Genomic DNA, 16,077 nt, shown 5'->3' with positions numbered 1-16,077 from the left:
GCGTGATGCCGGTATTTTTATAGTGAAATGAGGTATCAGGTGCGTATATTCGCGGTGAGCATAATGGTGATTACCCTGAGCGGCTGCGGTAGTATTATCAGCAGAACGATCCCAGGACAAGGACACGGCAACCAGTATTACCCTGGCGTGCAGTGGGATATGCGTGATTCCGCATGGCGCTATATCACTATCCTCGATCTGCCCTTCTCACTGATCTTCGATACACTGCTACTGCCGCTCGATATTCACCACGGGCCTTATGAGTAATTAACGCTCATCCCATTCGTCTGCCGCAGTACGGCCTTCCTCGGTATCAAGCGGGGGTTCAAGCTGGAATTCCCCTTCATCCCATTCATGCAAAGTATTCTCTTCCTGCCATTCCTGGCGGATCTCTATCTCATCATAATCGCCGTCAAACACGCTCTGCGCGGCTTCACCACTCAGCATCGGCAGACATTCGCCATCTTCACCTTCATCGGCGAAAAATTCGACCTGCCACATAATGTCCCCATCCTGCAGTACATATTTCTGAACGTTGAACTGCTGCACATTCGCTTCATCTTGTTCGAGGCCTGGATGGTCAGCCAGAAATTCTTCCCGGGCTGCATCGATAGCTTCTTCCAGCGTGGCATACATGGTCATCAGTGTCTCCCTTTGATTTGACGAGGTATTTAGGGAAAGAATAGCTGATTCTGTGATATTGCAAGTATGAAAGCGCAAAAATCATTCTATTGCCAGTCTGCGCCGTCGTAAGCTGTTCCATGAATAGATAGCATTGAACAACACCACGCCTGCCGTGACGCAGAATACGGCGCGGAAGCCATAGCTCGCGGAAATTGCGGCGCCCATGAGAGGGCCGGTGACGTTGCCGATATCGCGGAAAGATTGGTTGTAACTGAATATGCGCCCGGCTATCTGGTTGGTAGAGTTGTAAACCAGCAGAGTTTGAACGGCTGGCAGCAGCGCGCCATCCGCCGCGCCAAGCAGAAACCGCAATAGCGCGAGTTGCCACGGCGTTTGCACAAAAGACATTGGAATCAGCAGCAGTACGGAAATAATCAGCGCGACGATAAGGATCTTTTCCGGGCCAATTCTGTCGCCGAGCTTGCCGAGCCGGGGGGCGCTAAGTAATGCCGCCACGCCGGGAACGGACGCTATCATCCCGCTAATGAACGCAATATTACTGACATTTCCCGCGAGTTCGCGCACATAGAGCGTCAGGATGGGCGCAATAGACCCCGTCGCCACCTGAATAATCAGCGTGGTGACAAACAGGCTTAACACCAGGCGGGGATTTTTTAACGAGGCGACCACTTCCCGAACGTGAAGCATCTCTTTTTTGCTCACCGGCAGGAAATTCTCGCGAATAAAAAAGAAGGTGAGCAGAAAACAGATAAACAAAACGCTGGCGGTAATAAAAAAGACCGGGCGAAGGCCGTAATGGTCGGCGAGCAGACCACCCGCAAGTGGGCCAAGCAGAGCGCCGCTGACGCCGCCAGTAGAGAGCGTCCCTAGCGCCCAGCCGCTTTTGTGGCGCGGCACCTGAGTGGCGATGAGCGCATTGGCGTTGGGAATAAATCCGCCCAGCAGGCCTAATAACGCGCGGAGGATCAGAAATTGCCAGATATTTTGCGCCATGCCCATTAACAGCATCACAATGGCCATGCCGAGAGCGGAACGCAACAGCATGATCTTACGCCCTTTACGATCCGCCAGACCGCCCCAAAAAGGGGAAGCGATAGCTGAAAAGAGGAACGTAATACTAAAGACCAGCCCGGACCACATGTTGAGCGCGCTATGGCCTGTTACGCCGAGTTGCTCAACGTAGAGAGGGAGAAAAGGCATGACTAGGCTGAATGCCGCGCCGGTTAAAAAACAGCCCAGCCAGGTAACGGTTAGATTGCGTTTCCAGTTTATGGGGACATCAGAGGGTGACATAGCGTTCCACAGTATGATGCGCGTTTTGCGCTATCATCAATTTAATTATGAGCGTACTAATTATAATTATGCGCCGACCTTACCAGCCTCGCAATGTGTGGAGCTTTTAAAGCTAAAAGAGGGAAAAATTGCAGCCTGACGGCTGCAATCCTGTCAATAGCGCGACGGTACGCCTTCAGGGCGAGTTTTAAAGCGGCGATGCAGCCACATATACTGCTCTGGCGCCATCATAATGCACTGCTCAACAATCTTATTCATCCACGCGGCAGTCGCTTCTGCGCTCTCCAGCGGAGGCGAATATTCCGCAGGAAGAATGATCAGTTCGTAGCCTTTCCCATCGGGTTTACGGCGAGGCACGAAGGGGATAATACAGGCTTTAGACATGCGCGCGAGCATCCAGGTACCGGAGGTCGTGGCAGCCTGGTCGACAGCGAATAATGGTACAAAAACGCTGGCGCGCGGGCCGTAATCGTGATCCGGCGCATACCAGATCAATTCGCCGCTTTTCAATGCCTTAACCATGCCTTTCAGATCTTTGCGATCCAACATCGATTTATTGGAGCGTAAGCGTCCCCAGGTCTGTAACCAGTCGAGCAACGGATTATCATTCGGGCGATAAACTCCGATCCCTGGGTTATGCATACCAAACATGCGGGCGCCAAACTCAAGGGTAAGGAAATGTATTCCTACCAGAATGAACCCCAGCCCCTGCGCTTTAACTTCACGGATATGCTCCAGACCGCTCGCTTTCATCCAGCGGTTCACTCGCCGATCGGGCCAGAACCAGGCCATGCCGGTTTCCATCACGCCCATACCGACGGATTCAAAGTTTTTGACCACCATGGTGTGGCGTTCCTGCGCGCTCATTTCCGGAAAGCATAATTCAAGGTTGCGATAGGCGATTTTCGCGCGGCGTTTCATTACGCGTCGCGCCAGGTGGCCCAATGCGCAACCCAATTTATAGATGACCGGGTAGGGGAGTTGCACGACCAACCAAAGCGCGCCTATACCCAACCAGGTTAACCAATAGCGCGGGTGCAGTAAGGCCACGGAGAACTTAGGCAACTTCGTCATTTCTATCCTGTCTTTCAACGAACAATTCCCCGTATTCTCGCATCTTTTTGCGTTGAGCAAAAATATGTAGCAGGAGAGTGGCGATTAAATCGACAATTGTTGTTAATTATTTAGTGTAAAGCAGGAAATGTAGCGCAAAATGTGTGGATGTAAATTGGCGAGACTTGCCTTATCATGCCTGCCCACTTTATTTTTTGCTGATTGCAGGATACGTACACCATGCCAGTGTTACACAACCGCATCTCTAATGACGAGCTGAAAGCCAAAATGCTGGCGGAAAGCGAGCCGCGTACGACAATTTCTTTTTATAAATATTTCGCTATCGCCTCGCCGCAACAGACGCGGGACGCGTTGTATCAGGTGTTTACGGCGTTGGACGTTTTTGGTCGCGTTTACCTGGCGCATGAAGGCATCAATGCGCAAATCAGCGTGCCGCAAAGCAAGCTCGAGACCTTTCGTCAACAGCTTTATACGTTCGACCCCGCGCTGGACGGGCTGCGTTTAAATATCGCGCTGGAGGATGACGGAAAGTCATTTTGGGTGCTGCGTATGAAAGTTCGCGACCGTATCGTTGCTGACGGTATTGACGATCCGACTTTTGACGCCAGTAATGTCGGCGATTATCTGAAGGCGGCAGATGTGAATACGATGCTGGACGATCCTGACGCGGTCTTTATTGATATGCGCAACCACTATGAGTATGAAGTCGGCCATTTCGAAAATGCTCTGGAAATCCCGGCGGATACGTTTCGTGAACAGTTGCCAAAAGCGGTTGAAATGCTGCGGGAACATGCAGATAAAAAGATAGTGATGTACTGTACCGGCGGTATTCGTTGTGAGAAAGCCAGCGCCTGGATGAAACACAACGGTTTCAATAAAGTCTGGCATATTGAGGGTGGCATCATTGAGTACGCCCGTCGCGCGCGCGAGCAGGGGCTTCCCGTTCGCTTTATCGGCAAAAATTTTGTATTTGATGAGCGAATGGGCGAACGAATCTCGGATGAGGTTATCGCGCATTGCCATCAGTGCGGCGCGCCCTGCGATAGCCATACCAACTGCAAAAATGACGGTTGCCATCTGCTGTTTATCCAGTGTCCGCAGTGCGCCAGTAAATTTAACGGCTGCTGTAGTGAACAATGCTGTGAAGAGTTGGCCTTGCCGGAGGAAGAACAGCGCCGACGTCGTGCGGGTCGCGAGAACGGCAACAAAATTTTTAATAAATCGCGTGGTCGGCTTAATAGCAAACTGAGCATTCCCGATCCGGCTGAGTAATATTTTGCCGGATAGCAGCGTAAAGGCCGCTATCCGGCATTTCGCCAGGCGTTACTTCTGCTGAACGCCTTCTACTGAGATGATAAGCTCAACCTCTTGTGAGGCCGGGCCGAGATCGGTAGTTATATTGAAGTCCTTCAGCTTAATTTTTCCTTCGGCCTCAAAGCCCGCGCGCTTACCGCCCCACGGATCGTCGCCCTGGCCCATCAGCTTCGCTTCCAGCGTCACCGGTTTAGTCACGCCATTGAGCGTCAGATTGCCGGTAATATCCAGTTCATCGCCCTCTTTTTTCACGCTGGTAGAGGTGAAGGTTGCCTGCGGGAATTTCGCAACATTAAGAAATTCCGCGCTACGCAGGTGTTTGTCACGTTCGGCATGGTTAGTGTCGACGCTATTGGTGTTAATGGTCACGTTCACTTTGTCTGCCGATGGATTTTTTTCGTCAAAAGTGAACGTGCCGTCGAAATCTTTAAAGGTGCCGTATAGCCAGCTGTAGCCCAGATGCTGAATGCGGAAATTGACGAACGCATGTTGGCCTTCTTTATCAATTTTATACTCCGCCGCCACGGCGGAACCGGTCGTGAATAACAAGGATGCGAGGGTGAATCCCAGCAGGTTTTTTTTCATTTTTGAGCTCCATAGTCAGATGACGACATTCCTGTCATACGTTTCAGTGTGTCGTCTTTATCGATGAAATGGTGTTTTAGCGCCATAACCCCATGCGAGAGCGAGATAATGACCAGCGACCAGGCAAACCACAGATGCAGCGTTCCGGCGATGTCAGCCTGCGCGCCCGCGTCCGTAAGCGTGGCCGGAATCTCAAACCAGCCAAAGACGCTAATCGGTTTACCGTCGGCGGTGGAAATCAGGTAGCCGCTAATGATTATCGCAAAGAGCAGGAGATACAGGAGGAGATGACCCGCGGCGGCGCCAGCGCGCGTTAAACGGGAATAGCTGGTCAACGCAACGGGCGGTGGAGAATAAAGCCGCCAGATAATACGCACGATCAGCGCCATCATCAGTAATATGCCAATACTTTTATGTATTTCCGGTGCCTGGTGATACCAGCCGTCGTAATAACTGAGCGTGACCATCCATAAACCCAACGCAAACATGCCATAGACCACCAGGGCGGTCAGCCAGTGGAGCGCGGCGGAAACCACGCCATAACGCTGTGGAGTATTTTTAAATTGCATAAACACACCAATGAATATTTCACGAGAGAATGAAAATGGCGTGGAAAAGCGCCGAATGCAACTTCTAAATAAGAATTTGAATGATATTTATTTTTATTTCAATAATTTTGATGTTGTTTGCGGTTCAGCTTCAGAAGTTTCGAGATATTTCCCCCTGATAACCGCGCAATGGCAGGAACTGGCATTATTGCCGTGCTTAACGTTATGAAATAAAAAGCGAGGAACTTTCAGGAAGTGTCAGTTAACGTCAATGAAAAGCAATCAAAAGAAAAGGAGATAAACAATATCCATCACCGCCAGCAGCGACCAAAGAATAACGTAAAGCATGAAATGTTCGCGAATATTATTCATCAGAAAATGAAAGAGACGACGCATAGCTTACCTTAATAAACAGCCCCTTTACGGGGCCGACAAATTATTGGCTAAAACGGGAAAGCCGGAACGGCGTCAGATCAAAGGAGGGCGTTTTTCCCAACGCAAAATCCGCAGCGATTTCTCCTAACACCGGGGCGAATTTAAAACCATGTCCGCTGAGTCCAGTGATGACAAGCGTATTCTCATGGCCAGGCAGCGTATCGATAATAAAATCCTCGTCCGGCGAATAATCATAGGTACATGCCGCCCCATGTAAACAACCGCCGATACCCGGCAGTACATTACGCAAGAAAGGAAATGCTTCCGCGCCATCGCTGGCAACGGCGGCAAAGGGCTTGCGCTCTTCCGGAGCCTGTATTAGCTGTCCGCCATTGTGTTTGCCGATTTTTAACTCGTCGTTCTCCGCCGGGAAGCCGTAATATTGATCGCCGTTGGGCATTTCGCCGGTAAAGGCCGGAAAGCGGTTTTTAGTACTGTAACGTCCATCCGCCTTAAACCAGGCAAAAACTTTACGTACGGGCTGAACGGGCAGCTCCGGTACCAGCGCTTTGACCCAGGTGCCCGCGCTAATCAGCGCTTTGCTGGCGTGGTAGCAGCCTTCACTCGTCTCTATCGTCACACCGTTATCATCATGGTGAATATGGCTTACCGGGCTGTTGAATAGCTGTGCGCAGCCTGCTTCTCGGGCCAGACGAAGCCATGTGGTAATGGCTAATTCGCTGCGCAGGAAACCGGAGTCAGCTTCAAACAGCCCGATATAATTATCGGGCACGCGAATTTCCGGCCAGCGCGTCATGAGGGCCGTCGCGTCCAGGCGCTCGACGTTCAATTGCCACTGTTGCGCGCTTCGTGCGACGTTGGCTAAGAAAGCGGAATCGGCCGGGCCGAGGTTAACGACGCCGGAGCGGACAAAAATAGGCTCTTCATTGTGTGTGGAGAGTTCATCCCAAAGCGCCTGGGCGCGAAGCACCAGTGGGACATATTTTTCGCCTTCACCATAAGCATGGCGGATAAGACGGGTATCGCCGTGATGGCTGCCCTGTTGATGAGGCGGCATATGCGCATCGGTCATCAGGACCTTTAGCCCGGCGCGGGTGGCGTAATAACCAGCGGCGGCGCCAACCGAACCGCTGCCGATAATAATAAGGTCGTATTTCATCAGTTTCTCTCTGCTATCGCGATGATTTCAGGGTAAATAACTGCGCTGAGATATACAAGCCAGAAATAAGTGAGGCACCTTACGGTGCCTGAGAGAGGGGGAGCGCGTCACGCTAATGGCGACGATACTCGTTTTCCTGGTAATCACCTGATTCTATTTTGGCGATGCCGGCTTCTAATATTGAAATAAATTGCCTGGCTACATCTGTCGTTAACCAGAGCGTTTGACCAACTTCAGTCCCTTCCGGTTCCGGACGATTTGGGGTCTGGTAGTGCAAACGCAGCATCAGCGCATCATAGCTATCGACGGTGCTGATGTCCCATCCTACAAGCGGATGGGTCTGAATGACTTCATTATTCTTTTCCATCATGCCCCCCTGGTACGTGTTATAAGACAACGGTTCTCGAGGTTCAATGCGTGTTTTTCTTCTGAAGCAACTTCAGTATACCAATTAATAAGGCTATTCACTGCGTTTTTAAAGAGACCGGAGGATAAATTTCTCTTTTTAAGAATTATATGAACAATAAAGCGGCAGTTCATTCATATTTTTTTAGGATGTTGTGCAATTATTTTGACGGTCAGGCGAAATATTCATCAGTTGCGCAAATAAAAAAGCCGGGGCGACCCGGCAAACATACATCACTGCATATCATTTTTTATTCATTGATGAACCAGTCATCAGCGCTCTCCCAGGTCTCCTGGAGAATCTCGCTAATGCGTTCTTTGTCCTCTTTTGATGCGCCAATGACGGACAAGTTGTTGGCGGTAGCGTAACGTACGGTGACGTTACCCAAGTTCTCAGGAAAATGATGGCTAATACGACGGGAGAGTTCGCCCGCCAGCGCATCAATCGCACCGGCAGGCAGAGGTGACGTTTTGGCTATAGTGACTTCAATACGCATAATGGCCCCCTGTTGAATATACTGGATATATATACAGTTAAATCCAATATATAGCAACAGGTAAGCGCATTTTTTATTTTTTTACTGACCAGCGTACTGTTTCACCCGCTAAAAAAGGCACCAGCGAATCATCAGCCAGCGCGATATTTTCCGGTACCTGTTGTTCATCGCGAACCAGTTCCACCCACCCCGTATTCACCGGCAGGCCATAGAATTGCGGGCCATTCAGTGAACAGAACGCTTCAAAGTGCGCTAGCGCGTTCATTTCCTCAAACACGGCGGCATAACTGCCAAGGGCGGAGGGGGCGTTGAAACAACCGGCGCAGCCGCAACTGGTCTCTTTACGATGACGTGAATGCGGCGCTGAATCCGTCCCCAGGAAGGCGCGCGTAAAACCACTGGCGACCAGGTCGCGTAACGCCTGCTGGTGAATATTGCGTTTCAGAATCGGCAGACAGTACAGGTGAGGACGAATGCCGCCGACCAGCATATCATTACGGTTAAACATTAAATGTTGAGGCGTAATGGTAGCCGCCAGGTAGTCGTTGCCGTCACGTACATACTGCGCGGCATCTTTGGTCGTGATGTGCTCAAAGACCACTTTAAGCGCGGTCAGACGCTGGCGTAGCGGTTCCATTACGGTGTCGATAAAACGTGCTTCACGATCGAAGATATCAACCTCCGCATGGGTCACCTCACCGTGGACCAGCAATGGCATTCCGAGTTTTTCCATCCGCTCCAGTACCGGCATGATAGCGTCGACTGACGTTACGCCATGACTGGAGTTAGTGGTGGCATTGGCCGGGTAAAGCTTAGCCGCAGTAAACACGCCTTCATGGAAACCACGCTCCAGTTCATCGGCATCGAGCGAATCCGTTAAATAGCAGGTCATTAACGGCGCGAAATCATGCCCGGCGGGCACCGCATCGAGAATACGCTGGCGGTAGGCGATCGCTGCATCAACGGTCGTGATGGGGGACGCCAGGTTCGGCATCACGATAGCGCGACCATAAATTTCGCTGGTATAGGGTACGACCGTTTTTAACATGTCGCCATCGCGAAGGTGAACGTGCCAGTCGTCCGGGCGGCGGATCTTTAAAACCTGGGATGGTGCAGTCATTAATAAGCTCCGGCTGAGGAATAGTCTTTTTGCCGGAAACAAAGGATAAGCGGAAACGTTTTCGTTTGCACGTAAAAAAAGGGCGCGAGCGCGCCCTCCGGAATCAATTGGTGAAAGGAATAACGATTTCACCAGGTTTAACTTCAATGCCTTTCGCGAGTTTCTTCGCTAACGCTTCGCCTTTACTGCTGTCCTCACGCAACACGTAAGCGGGCCGCTGGTTAAAGTAGCTACGTAAAGACTGATTTAAATAAGGCAGGAGCGTTTGTAGCACCGATTGCATTTTCTCCGGCGTCACGGTGGCGTCTACTACTTCCATCTCCTGAAGATAGATGGCGCCTTTTTCTTTATCAAAGACCGGCAGGGCTTTTAGCTTGAGTTTCATCGTCGCTTTTTGACTGCCAAACAGGGAATTCATATCCAGCCTGGCATCGCCAGTAAGGGTGACTTTATTAGGCTCTTCCCGACCAATCTGGCTGGCAAGGTTAGTCAATACGATATGCGCGTCGGCAATGCCGGGCAGACCAATATCTTTTGAGAAATTATTCCGTTTTTCAAGCGCTTGATTGATTTCTTGTTCGCTAATGGTGTATTGCGTAAGTTGATTACAACCCACTAACAGGCCGCTAACTACCAGCGCAGCGGCAAAAAAAAACTTTTTCATGGCGTTCCTTAGCATGTTGCCTGTGCCCTAATCTTGACACAAAGCAGCATGTCGCGCCAGCGGACATGGCGCCACTAGAAAAAGCTGAAAAAGGCGGCAAGAAAGGGTTGCCGCCTGGCGGGCGTTAGATAGCCATTGAGGAGAGTAAATTAATTTGCGTCTGCTTTGCCATATTATCGCGATAGTCCGCGACTTTTGTCGGCCAGTGAATACCGGCGACCAGCGTCAGATTACGCAGAAGCGGAAACAGATGAATATCATCTTCCGATAATTCGCCGTTAACGGCGTTAGGCTGTACGATGAGTTTATCCAGCAAACGTAAATCATCGCCGATCTTTTTAATCAGTCCGGCAGAGTGCGCAAGATGGTTGTCAAAACTGCCAGATGAGGCTTCTTTTTTGCGGATAAAATACTGGCGCGCCGCAGGGGTAGAAAATTCATCGAAAGCGGATTTTGCAAATCGCGGCAGCAGTAGCTGATTAACGTAACCGTTAACTTTGCGCAACCACTCTTCAATGGCTGGATTGCGTTTCCCGGTTAACAGCGGTTTGCCGTCGAGGTTGTCGACATAATGTACAATATCCATACTTTCAGGAAGGTAGCGACTATCATCTTTTTGCAGGATGGGCACCATCTTTTGACCAATCATCCGGGTGGGCGTCGCCTCGTCGTCATTTTGTAACACGTTAAGTTCAACGGGGATGTTCTTCAGGCCGAAAATCATGCGGGCTTTAACGCAGAAAGGGCAATGATCGTAAATATAAAGCTTCACGTTTCTCCTCCATTTGACTGTCGGTATCTGACCAGTATGGAGGAGATAGCGACAGGTATCAAATCAGGCGCCGGGTTCCAGCATCCGGCGTGGCGTGCGTTTATGACTAAATTGCCAGCCTAAAGCCAAAAAGGTGATGAAACCGATAATACCGAGCATCATCCACGGTAGTTCAGGCTGCGCAAGCGCTTTACCCATATCAAACAACCAGCCGCCGCCGATATAACCAATCGCGCCGCCAATGGCTAATCCCAGACGGCTAAAGCCCATATAGCTTCCCCGCGCTCTCGCGTCCGCGAGCGACGCGCTGAGCGTTTCGCGCGCCGGTTCGGCGATAACCGAGCCGATGTAGAAAGCGCAAATAAGCGTAAAAAGCTGCTGTAAATTGCCCACCATCCCGATGGGGAGCATGCTCAGCGACATGACGAGCAAACCGGCCATCAGCCGATGCTCCAGCCGAAAACGCTTTTCGCTCCAGCGGGCAATCGGGTAGAGCAACGTCAGCGAGAGACACGCCTCTATAGCGTACATCCATTTCACGGCAGCAGGCGAGCCGGCGATATCGTTTACCATAATTGGCAGCATTAACATGACCTGTACCGCCAGCATATAGTAGCCCGCCAGCGTCAGCACGTAGGTGACAAACCTTTTATCGCTCATGACGCGGCGCATTCCTTCACGCACCGGCGTTCTGACCGTTGATAGCTTCCAGGCCGGAAGCAGCCATGCGTTGAAAAGGGCGCATAATATGAACAAAATAGCGCCCGTCGCGCAGACCAGGCGAAAATCGTATTGTAGCAACCAGCTTCCCAGTAGTGCGCCAATCACCGCACCCGCGCTGTCCTGCATCATCAACAGAGAGAAGAAGCGGCCCCGTTGCTCCGGACGAATTAATTTGACCACCAGCGCTGAGCGCGGCGGGTCGAAAAGCGTACCGCCGAGACCGGAAAGAAAGCAGGAAAACCACAAGAGCCAGGGCTCATGCGCGATACCCATGGTGGCAAAGCCTGCGGCGCGCATCAGCATACCGGTGACAATCATCGGTTTCGCGCCAAAGCGATCGGCGATGGCGCCGCCAAAAATGCCCAGACCTTGTTGAATAAACTGGCGCAGGCCGAGCGCGATCCCTACCATTACGGCAGCCCACCCCATTTGATCGACAAAGCGAATAGAGATGAGCGGGAAGACGACGAAAAAACCCAGCACCACCAACATGTTATCGATGAGAAGAAAATATTTACCCAGGTTCCTCGCCTGCGAGACGCGCGACATTTCCCCTCCCGGGAAATAAAAGATGAGCGTCTTCTATTCTGCGGCGGCGTTTCGTTTTTTCCTACCGTTAGCGGGACAATATTTTTTTATCAAAAGTCCTTTTTAATCGAGAGTTTTCATCAAAATGTGGCAGCAATTCAAAAAATGACGATTTGCGCTTTTCACAGAGCCTGGTTGCGCAGGTATAGTAATGTTACTGGCGTGCTGAAGACGTTACAGGAAGGAGTAGGTATAGAATGTTTGGCTATCGTAGTAACGTGCCAAAAGTGCGCTTAACCACCGATCGTCTGGTGGTACGTTTAGTGCATGAGCGTGATGCCTGGCGTCTGGCCGATTATTACGCGGAAAATCGTCATTTTTTAAAACCCTGGGAACCGGTCCGTGATGAAAGTCATTGTTATCCTTCAGGATGGCAGGCGCGTCTGGGAATGATCGGTGAATTTCACAAACAGGGCTCCGCCTTCTATTTCGCGCTACTTGATCCGGAAGAAAAAGAAATTATCGGCGTGGCGAATTTTTCCAATGTGGTGCGCGGTTCTTTTCATGCCTGTTATCTGGGCTATTCCATTGCGCAGAAGTGGCAGGGGCAAGGGCTGATGTTTGAAGCCTTAACCGCTGCGATTCGCTATATGCAGCGCACTCAGCATATCCACCGTATCATGGCGAACTATATGCCGCACAACAAACGTAGCGGCGCGTTGCTGGCGCGGCTTGGCTTTGAGAAAGAAGGCTATGCGAAAGATTACCTGTTGATTGATGGACAATGGCGCGACCATGTCCTGACGGCGTTAACCACGCCGTTATGGACGCCGGGGCGTTGAGCGGCTTACGGAATGAGAGGCAAAGGGAGAAAACGATGAAATATGAATTAACCGCCACTGAAGCGCGAGTGATTGGCTGTCTGCTGGAAAAGCAGGTGACAACGCCGGAACAGTATCCGCTTTCCGTCAACGGGGTGGTGACAGCCTGTAATCAGAAAACCAACCGTGAACCGGTGATGAACCTGACGGAACAAGAGGTACAAGAACAGCTCGATAACCTGGTGAAACGCCACTTTTTGCGTACGGTCAGCGGGTTTGGCAATCGCGTCACCAAATATGAACAGCGTTTCTGTAATTCCGAATTTGGCGATCTGAAACTTAGCGCGGCGGAAGTGGCGCTTGTCACTACGCTGCTGCTGCGCGGCGCGCAAACGCCCGGCGAGTTGCGTAGCCGGGCGTCGCGGATGCATGAATTCAGCGATATGGCGGAAGTTGAATCCACGCTGGAACGGCTTGCCAGTCGTGAGGACGGCCCGTATGTCGTCCGTCTGGCGCGTGAACCGGGTAAGCGCGAAAGCCGTTATATGCACCTTTTTTGCGGCGACGTCGATGAACTGTCTCTCCAGACGTCTGCGCCGGAAAGTGCGTCGGGCAATCTTCAGTCGCGCGTCGAAGCGCTGGAAAGCGAAGTGGCGGAGTTAAAGCAGCGGCTGGATTCTTTGTTAGCTCACCTGGGAGAGTAATGTGAGAACATTACGGATTGGCATTGTCGGATTAGGCGGTATTGCGCAGAAGGCCTGGCTGCCGGTATTAACCAACACCGCCGGATGGACGCTACAGGGCGCCTGGTCTCCTTCGCGGGATAAAGCCTTACGTATCTGCGAAAGCTGGCGCATACCGTATGTGGATTCGCTGGCGAATTTAGCGTCCGGCTGCGATGCGGTCTTCGTCCACTCCAGTACCGCAAGCCATTATGCCGTGGTCAGCGAACTTCTCAATGCCGGCGTCCATGTCTGCGTGGATAAACCGCTGGCGGAAAATCTACGTGATGCCGAACGGCTGGTGGCGCTGGCGGCGCAAAAAAATTGACGCTGATGGTTGGCTTTAATCGCCGTTTCGCGCCGCTGTACCGCGAACTGAAGACGCGCCTCGGCACTGCGGCGTCACTGCGTATGGATAAACATCGTACCGATAGCGTCGGGCCGCACGACTTACGTTTTACTTTGCTCGATGACTATCTGCATGTTGTGGATACCGCTCTGTGGCTGGCGGGCGGCGAGGCGCGCCTTGCCAGCGGCACGTTGCTCACCAGCGAGTCCGGCGAAATGTGCTATGCGGAACATCATTTTTCCGCCGACAAACTACAAATTACCACCAGTATGCACCGGCGCGCCGGAAGTCAGCGTGAATCGGTCCAGGCCGTCACCGACGGTGGGCTGTATGACGTGACGGATATGCGTGAATGGCGCGAAGAGCGCGGGCAGGGTATTTTCATCAAACCCATTCCGGGTTGGCAAACGACGCTTGAACAGCGTGGTTTTGTCGGATGCGCGCGGCATTTCATTGACTGCGTACAAAATCAGACGGTTCCGGAAATGGCGGGGGAGCAGGCGATTTTGGCCCAGCGCGTCGTGGAGGCGCTGTGGCGGGACGCCATCAGCGAATAACCCTCTGTAACATCTGGCGGTAGTAATTCATCGTAATCCAGGTACTATACCCTCAATAATTCGAGTTGCAGAAAAGCTAACGCACATGCAGCTCGAAGTATGGCGGGTATATATGCCCACTCTACATAATACCTCTTTTCACAGTGAATAATGGCAAACCGTGGGGAGTCTGTAAGGCCTGATAAGACGTTTTAACGTCGCCGTCAGGCGCGGTGATACAGCCGGATACGGCAGAAGTTGCGTTATCCGGTCGATGGATCAGCCATGCAGGAGTTTTACGCCAGGGTCTGGAATACAAAAGAAATGAATTTATTGAAATCGCTGGCTGCCGTCAGCTCGATGACTATGTTTTCACGCGTGTTGGGCTTTGCCCGTGATGCGATTGTCGCCAGAATTTTTGGCGCAGGGATGGCGACCGACGCCTTTTTTGTGGCGTTTAAACTCCCCAATCTACTACGCCGGATCTTTGCCGAAGGCGCTTTTTCTCAGGCCTTTGTGCCTATCCTGGCGGAATATAAGAGCAAGCAGGGTGAAGAAGCGACACGGATCTTTGTCGCTTACGTTTCCGGCCTGTTGACGCTGGCATTGGCCGTCGTGACGGTGGCCGGTATGCTGGCCGCCCCGTGGGTGATTATGGTAACCGCGCCGGGTTTTGCCGATACCGCGGATAAATTCGCGCTGACGACGCAACTGCTGCGGATTACGTTTCCCTATATTCTGCTGATCTCGCTGGCTTCACTGGTTGGCGCCATTCTCAACACCTGGAATCGCTTCTCTATTCCCGCTTTTGCGCCGACATTTCTTAATATCAGCATGATCGGTTTTGCATTATTCGCCGCGCCATACTTTAATCCGCCGGTGCTGGCGTTAGCCTGGGCAGTCACCGTCGGCGGCGTGCTGCAACTGGTGTATCAACTTCCGTATTTGAAAAAGATCGGTATGCTGGTGCTGCCGCGCATTAACTTTCGCGACACCGGGGCGATGCGGGTGGTCAAACAGATGGGGCCGGCGATTTTGGGCGTTTCCGTCAGTCAGATCTCCCTTATCATCAATACCATTTTCGCCTCGTTTCTGGCCTCCGGCTCGGTCTCATGGATGTACTATGCCGATCGGTTGATGGAGTTCCCGTCCGGCGTGCTGGGCGTGGCGTTGGGGACCATCCTGTTGCCGTCATTGTCGAAAAGCTTTGCCAGCGGCAATCATGATGAGTACTGCCGCCTGATGGACTGGGGGCTGCGTTTGTGCTTTTTACTGGCGTTGCCGAGCGCGGTAGCGTTAGGCATCCTGGCGAAGCCGCTGACGGTCTCGCTGTTTCAGTACGGTAAATTCACCGCCTTTGATGCGGCGATGACGCAGCGGGCGTTAATCGCCTATTCGGTGGGGCTGATTGGCTTGATCGTCGTAAAAGTGCTGGCCCCGGGCTTCTATTCTCGCCAGGATATTAAAACGCCGGTGAAAATCGCCATCGTGACGTTAATCATGACGCAGTTAATGAACCTGGCGTTTATTGGACCGCTGAAACACGCCGGGCTGTCGCTCTCTATTGGTCTGGCGGCATGTCTCAATGCGTCGCTGCTGTACTGGCAACTGCGCAAACAGAATATCTTTACGCCACAACCGGGTTGGATGTGGTTCCTGATGCGTCTGATCATTTCCGTACTGGTGATGGCTGCCGTATTGTTCGGCGTGTTGCATATTATGCCTGAGTGGTCGCAAGGGTCGATGTTATGGCGTTTGCTACGTTTGATGGCGGTAGTGATCGCGGGTATCGCGGCCTATTTCGCCGCGCTTGCCGTGCTGGGCTTTAAAGTGAAAGAGTTTGTTCGCCGGACGGCGTAAATTCAGTGCCTGATAGCGCTGTGCTATCAGGCCTACAAGGCATTCAGGCCGGAAAGGCGCAACGTC

19 protein-coding genes and 1 pseudogene are annotated in these 16,077 nt (G+C 51.9%); 7 read left to right on the top strand and 13 right to left on the bottom strand.

The annotated features are described in order from the left end of the window. Nucleotides 1-39: 39 nt before the first annotated feature. Nucleotides 40-267 (top strand): YceK/YidQ family lipoprotein, encoded by a 228-nt coding sequence (locus ABVM99_RS03440; RefSeq protein WP_001217832.1) that lies wholly within the window; start codon nucleotides 40-42, stop codon nucleotides 265-267. Here the strand turns inward: ABVM99_RS03440 and ABVM99_RS03435 are convergent, their stop codons facing one another. Together ABVM99_RS03435 and mdtG are read right to left on the bottom strand one after the other, a co-directional pair. After that, on the bottom strand, nucleotides 268-642 hold the full coding sequence (locus ABVM99_RS03435) for a MysB family protein (RefSeq protein WP_000180050.1): 375 nt from the start codon (nucleotides 640-642) through the stop codon (nucleotides 268-270). Between the two features lie 81 nt (nucleotides 643-723). Next, complete coding sequence (mdtG, locus tag ABVM99_RS03430) at nucleotides 724-1,938, bottom strand: multidrug efflux MFS transporter MdtG (RefSeq protein ID WP_000075053.1); 1,215 nt, start codon at nucleotides 1,936-1,938, stop codon at nucleotides 724-726. On the opposite strand from mdtG, the gene ABVM99_RS03425 reads away from it, so the two are divergent. After that, nucleotides 1,844-2,077, top strand: coding sequence for a hypothetical protein (locus tag ABVM99_RS03425; RefSeq protein ID WP_170914806.1), 234 nt, complete (start codon nucleotides 1,844-1,846; stop codon nucleotides 2,075-2,077). The genes mdtG and ABVM99_RS03425 overlap by 95 nt on opposite strands. A 14-nt stretch (nucleotides 2,078-2,091) precedes the next feature. Here ABVM99_RS03425 and ABVM99_RS03420 read toward each other — a convergent pair whose 3' ends face one another. Beyond that, entirely contained in the window at nucleotides 2,092-3,012 is a 921-nt protein-coding gene (locus ABVM99_RS03420; protein WP_023195833.1) for a Kdo(2)-lipid IV(A) acyltransferase, read from the bottom strand. A gap of 219 nt (nucleotides 3,013-3,231) precedes the next feature. Between ABVM99_RS03420 and ABVM99_RS03415 the strand changes: the two genes are divergently transcribed. After that, nucleotides 3,232-4,284 (top strand): rhodanese-related sulfurtransferase, encoded by a 1,053-nt coding sequence (locus ABVM99_RS03415; protein WP_023195832.1) that lies wholly within the window; start codon nucleotides 3,232-3,234, stop codon nucleotides 4,282-4,284. 51 nt (nucleotides 4,285-4,335) lie between these two features. On the opposite strand, the gene ABVM99_RS03410 is transcribed toward ABVM99_RS03415, so the two are convergent. The 10 genes from ABVM99_RS03410 to mdtH form a co-directional block, all read right to left on the bottom strand. Further along, nucleotides 4,336-4,911 (bottom strand): YceI family protein, encoded by a 576-nt coding sequence (locus ABVM99_RS03410; protein ID WP_000739886.1) that lies wholly within the window; start codon nucleotides 4,909-4,911, stop codon nucleotides 4,336-4,338. Beyond that, a complete protein-coding gene (locus ABVM99_RS03405) occupies nucleotides 4,908-5,480 on the bottom strand; it encodes a cytochrome b (RefSeq protein ID WP_001159784.1) in 573 nt (190 codons plus the stop codon). Before ABVM99_RS03405 ends, ABVM99_RS03410 begins: the two co-directional genes overlap by 4 nt. A 261-nt stretch (nucleotides 5,481-5,741) precedes the next feature. Further along, nucleotides 5,742-5,855 carry a YceO family protein gene (locus tag ABVM99_RS03400; RefSeq protein ID WP_001253282.1) on the bottom strand — a complete coding sequence of 38 codons (114 nt, stop codon included), beginning with the start codon at nucleotides 5,853-5,855 and terminating at the stop codon, nucleotides 5,742-5,744. 40 nt (nucleotides 5,856-5,895) lie between these two features. Then, a complete protein-coding gene (gene solA, locus ABVM99_RS03395; protein WP_023195831.1) occupies nucleotides 5,896-7,014 on the bottom strand; it encodes an N-methyl-L-tryptophan oxidase in 1,119 nt (372 codons plus the stop codon). Nucleotides 7,015-7,126: 112 nt separating this feature from the next. Beyond that, nucleotides 7,127-7,381 carry a biofilm formation regulator BssS gene (gene bssS / locus ABVM99_RS03390; RefSeq protein WP_000414441.1) on the bottom strand — a complete coding sequence of 85 codons (255 nt, stop codon included), beginning with the start codon at nucleotides 7,379-7,381 and terminating at the stop codon, nucleotides 7,127-7,129. A gap of 289 nt (nucleotides 7,382-7,670) precedes the next feature. Then, a complete protein-coding gene (gene dinI / locus ABVM99_RS03385) occupies nucleotides 7,671-7,916 on the bottom strand; it encodes a DNA damage-inducible protein I (protein ID WP_001217763.1) in 246 nt (81 codons plus the stop codon). Nucleotides 7,917-7,989: 73 nt separating this feature from the next. Next, nucleotides 7,990-9,036 carry a dihydroorotase gene (pyrC, locus tag ABVM99_RS03380; protein WP_023195830.1) on the bottom strand — a complete coding sequence of 349 codons (1,047 nt, stop codon included), beginning with the start codon at nucleotides 9,034-9,036 and terminating at the stop codon, nucleotides 7,990-7,992. Between the two features lie 103 nt (nucleotides 9,037-9,139). Beyond that, on the bottom strand, nucleotides 9,140-9,700 hold the full coding sequence (locus ABVM99_RS03375; protein WP_000713054.1) for a lipoprotein: 561 nt from the start codon (nucleotides 9,698-9,700) through the stop codon (nucleotides 9,140-9,142). Nucleotides 9,701-9,824: 124 nt separating this feature from the next. Beyond that, nucleotides 9,825-10,472, bottom strand: coding sequence for a glutaredoxin 2 (grxB, locus tag ABVM99_RS03370; protein WP_000780893.1), 648 nt, complete (start codon nucleotides 10,470-10,472; stop codon nucleotides 9,825-9,827). A 63-nt stretch (nucleotides 10,473-10,535) separates the two neighbouring features. Continuing rightward, entirely contained in the window at nucleotides 10,536-11,744 is a 1,209-nt protein-coding gene (gene mdtH / locus ABVM99_RS03365) for a multidrug efflux MFS transporter MdtH (RefSeq protein ID WP_000092178.1), read from the bottom strand. A 236-nt stretch (nucleotides 11,745-11,980) separates the two neighbouring features. Between mdtH and rimJ the strand changes: the two genes are divergently transcribed. The 4 genes and pseudogenes from rimJ (at nucleotide 11,981) to murJ (ending at nucleotide 16,011) form a co-directional block, all read left to right on the top strand. Beyond that, the gene (gene rimJ / locus ABVM99_RS03360) at nucleotides 11,981-12,565 is read left to right on the top strand and encodes a ribosomal protein S5-alanine N-acetyltransferase (protein ID WP_000468204.1); all 585 of its coding nucleotides are present in this window, start codon (nucleotides 11,981-11,983) and stop codon (nucleotides 12,563-12,565) included. 35 nt (nucleotides 12,566-12,600) lie between these two features. Beyond that, the gene (locus ABVM99_RS03355) at nucleotides 12,601-13,248 is read left to right on the top strand and encodes a YceH family protein (protein ID WP_023203490.1); all 648 of its coding nucleotides are present in this window, start codon (nucleotides 12,601-12,603) and stop codon (nucleotides 13,246-13,248) included. Between the two features lies 1 nt (nucleotide 13,249). Beyond that, nucleotides 13,250-14,172 (top strand): annotated as a pseudogene (locus ABVM99_RS03350) (Gfo/Idh/MocA family protein). Nucleotides 14,173-14,475: 303 nt separating this feature from the next. Continuing rightward, nucleotides 14,476-16,011, top strand: a complete 1,536-nt coding sequence (murJ, locus tag ABVM99_RS03345) for a murein biosynthesis integral membrane protein MurJ (RefSeq protein WP_001537775.1) — start codon at nucleotides 14,476-14,478, stop codon at nucleotides 16,009-16,011. Nucleotides 16,012-16,077 lie beyond the last annotated feature (66 nt).

It is taken from the genome of Salmonella sp. SJTUF15591 (genome assembly GCF_043356435.1).
Classification (GTDB): domain Bacteria; phylum Pseudomonadota; class Gammaproteobacteria; order Enterobacterales; family Enterobacteriaceae; genus Salmonella; species Salmonella enterica.
The sequence above is the reverse complement of the archived record's forward strand: the minus strand, read 5'-3'. Positions and strand labels throughout refer to the sequence as shown.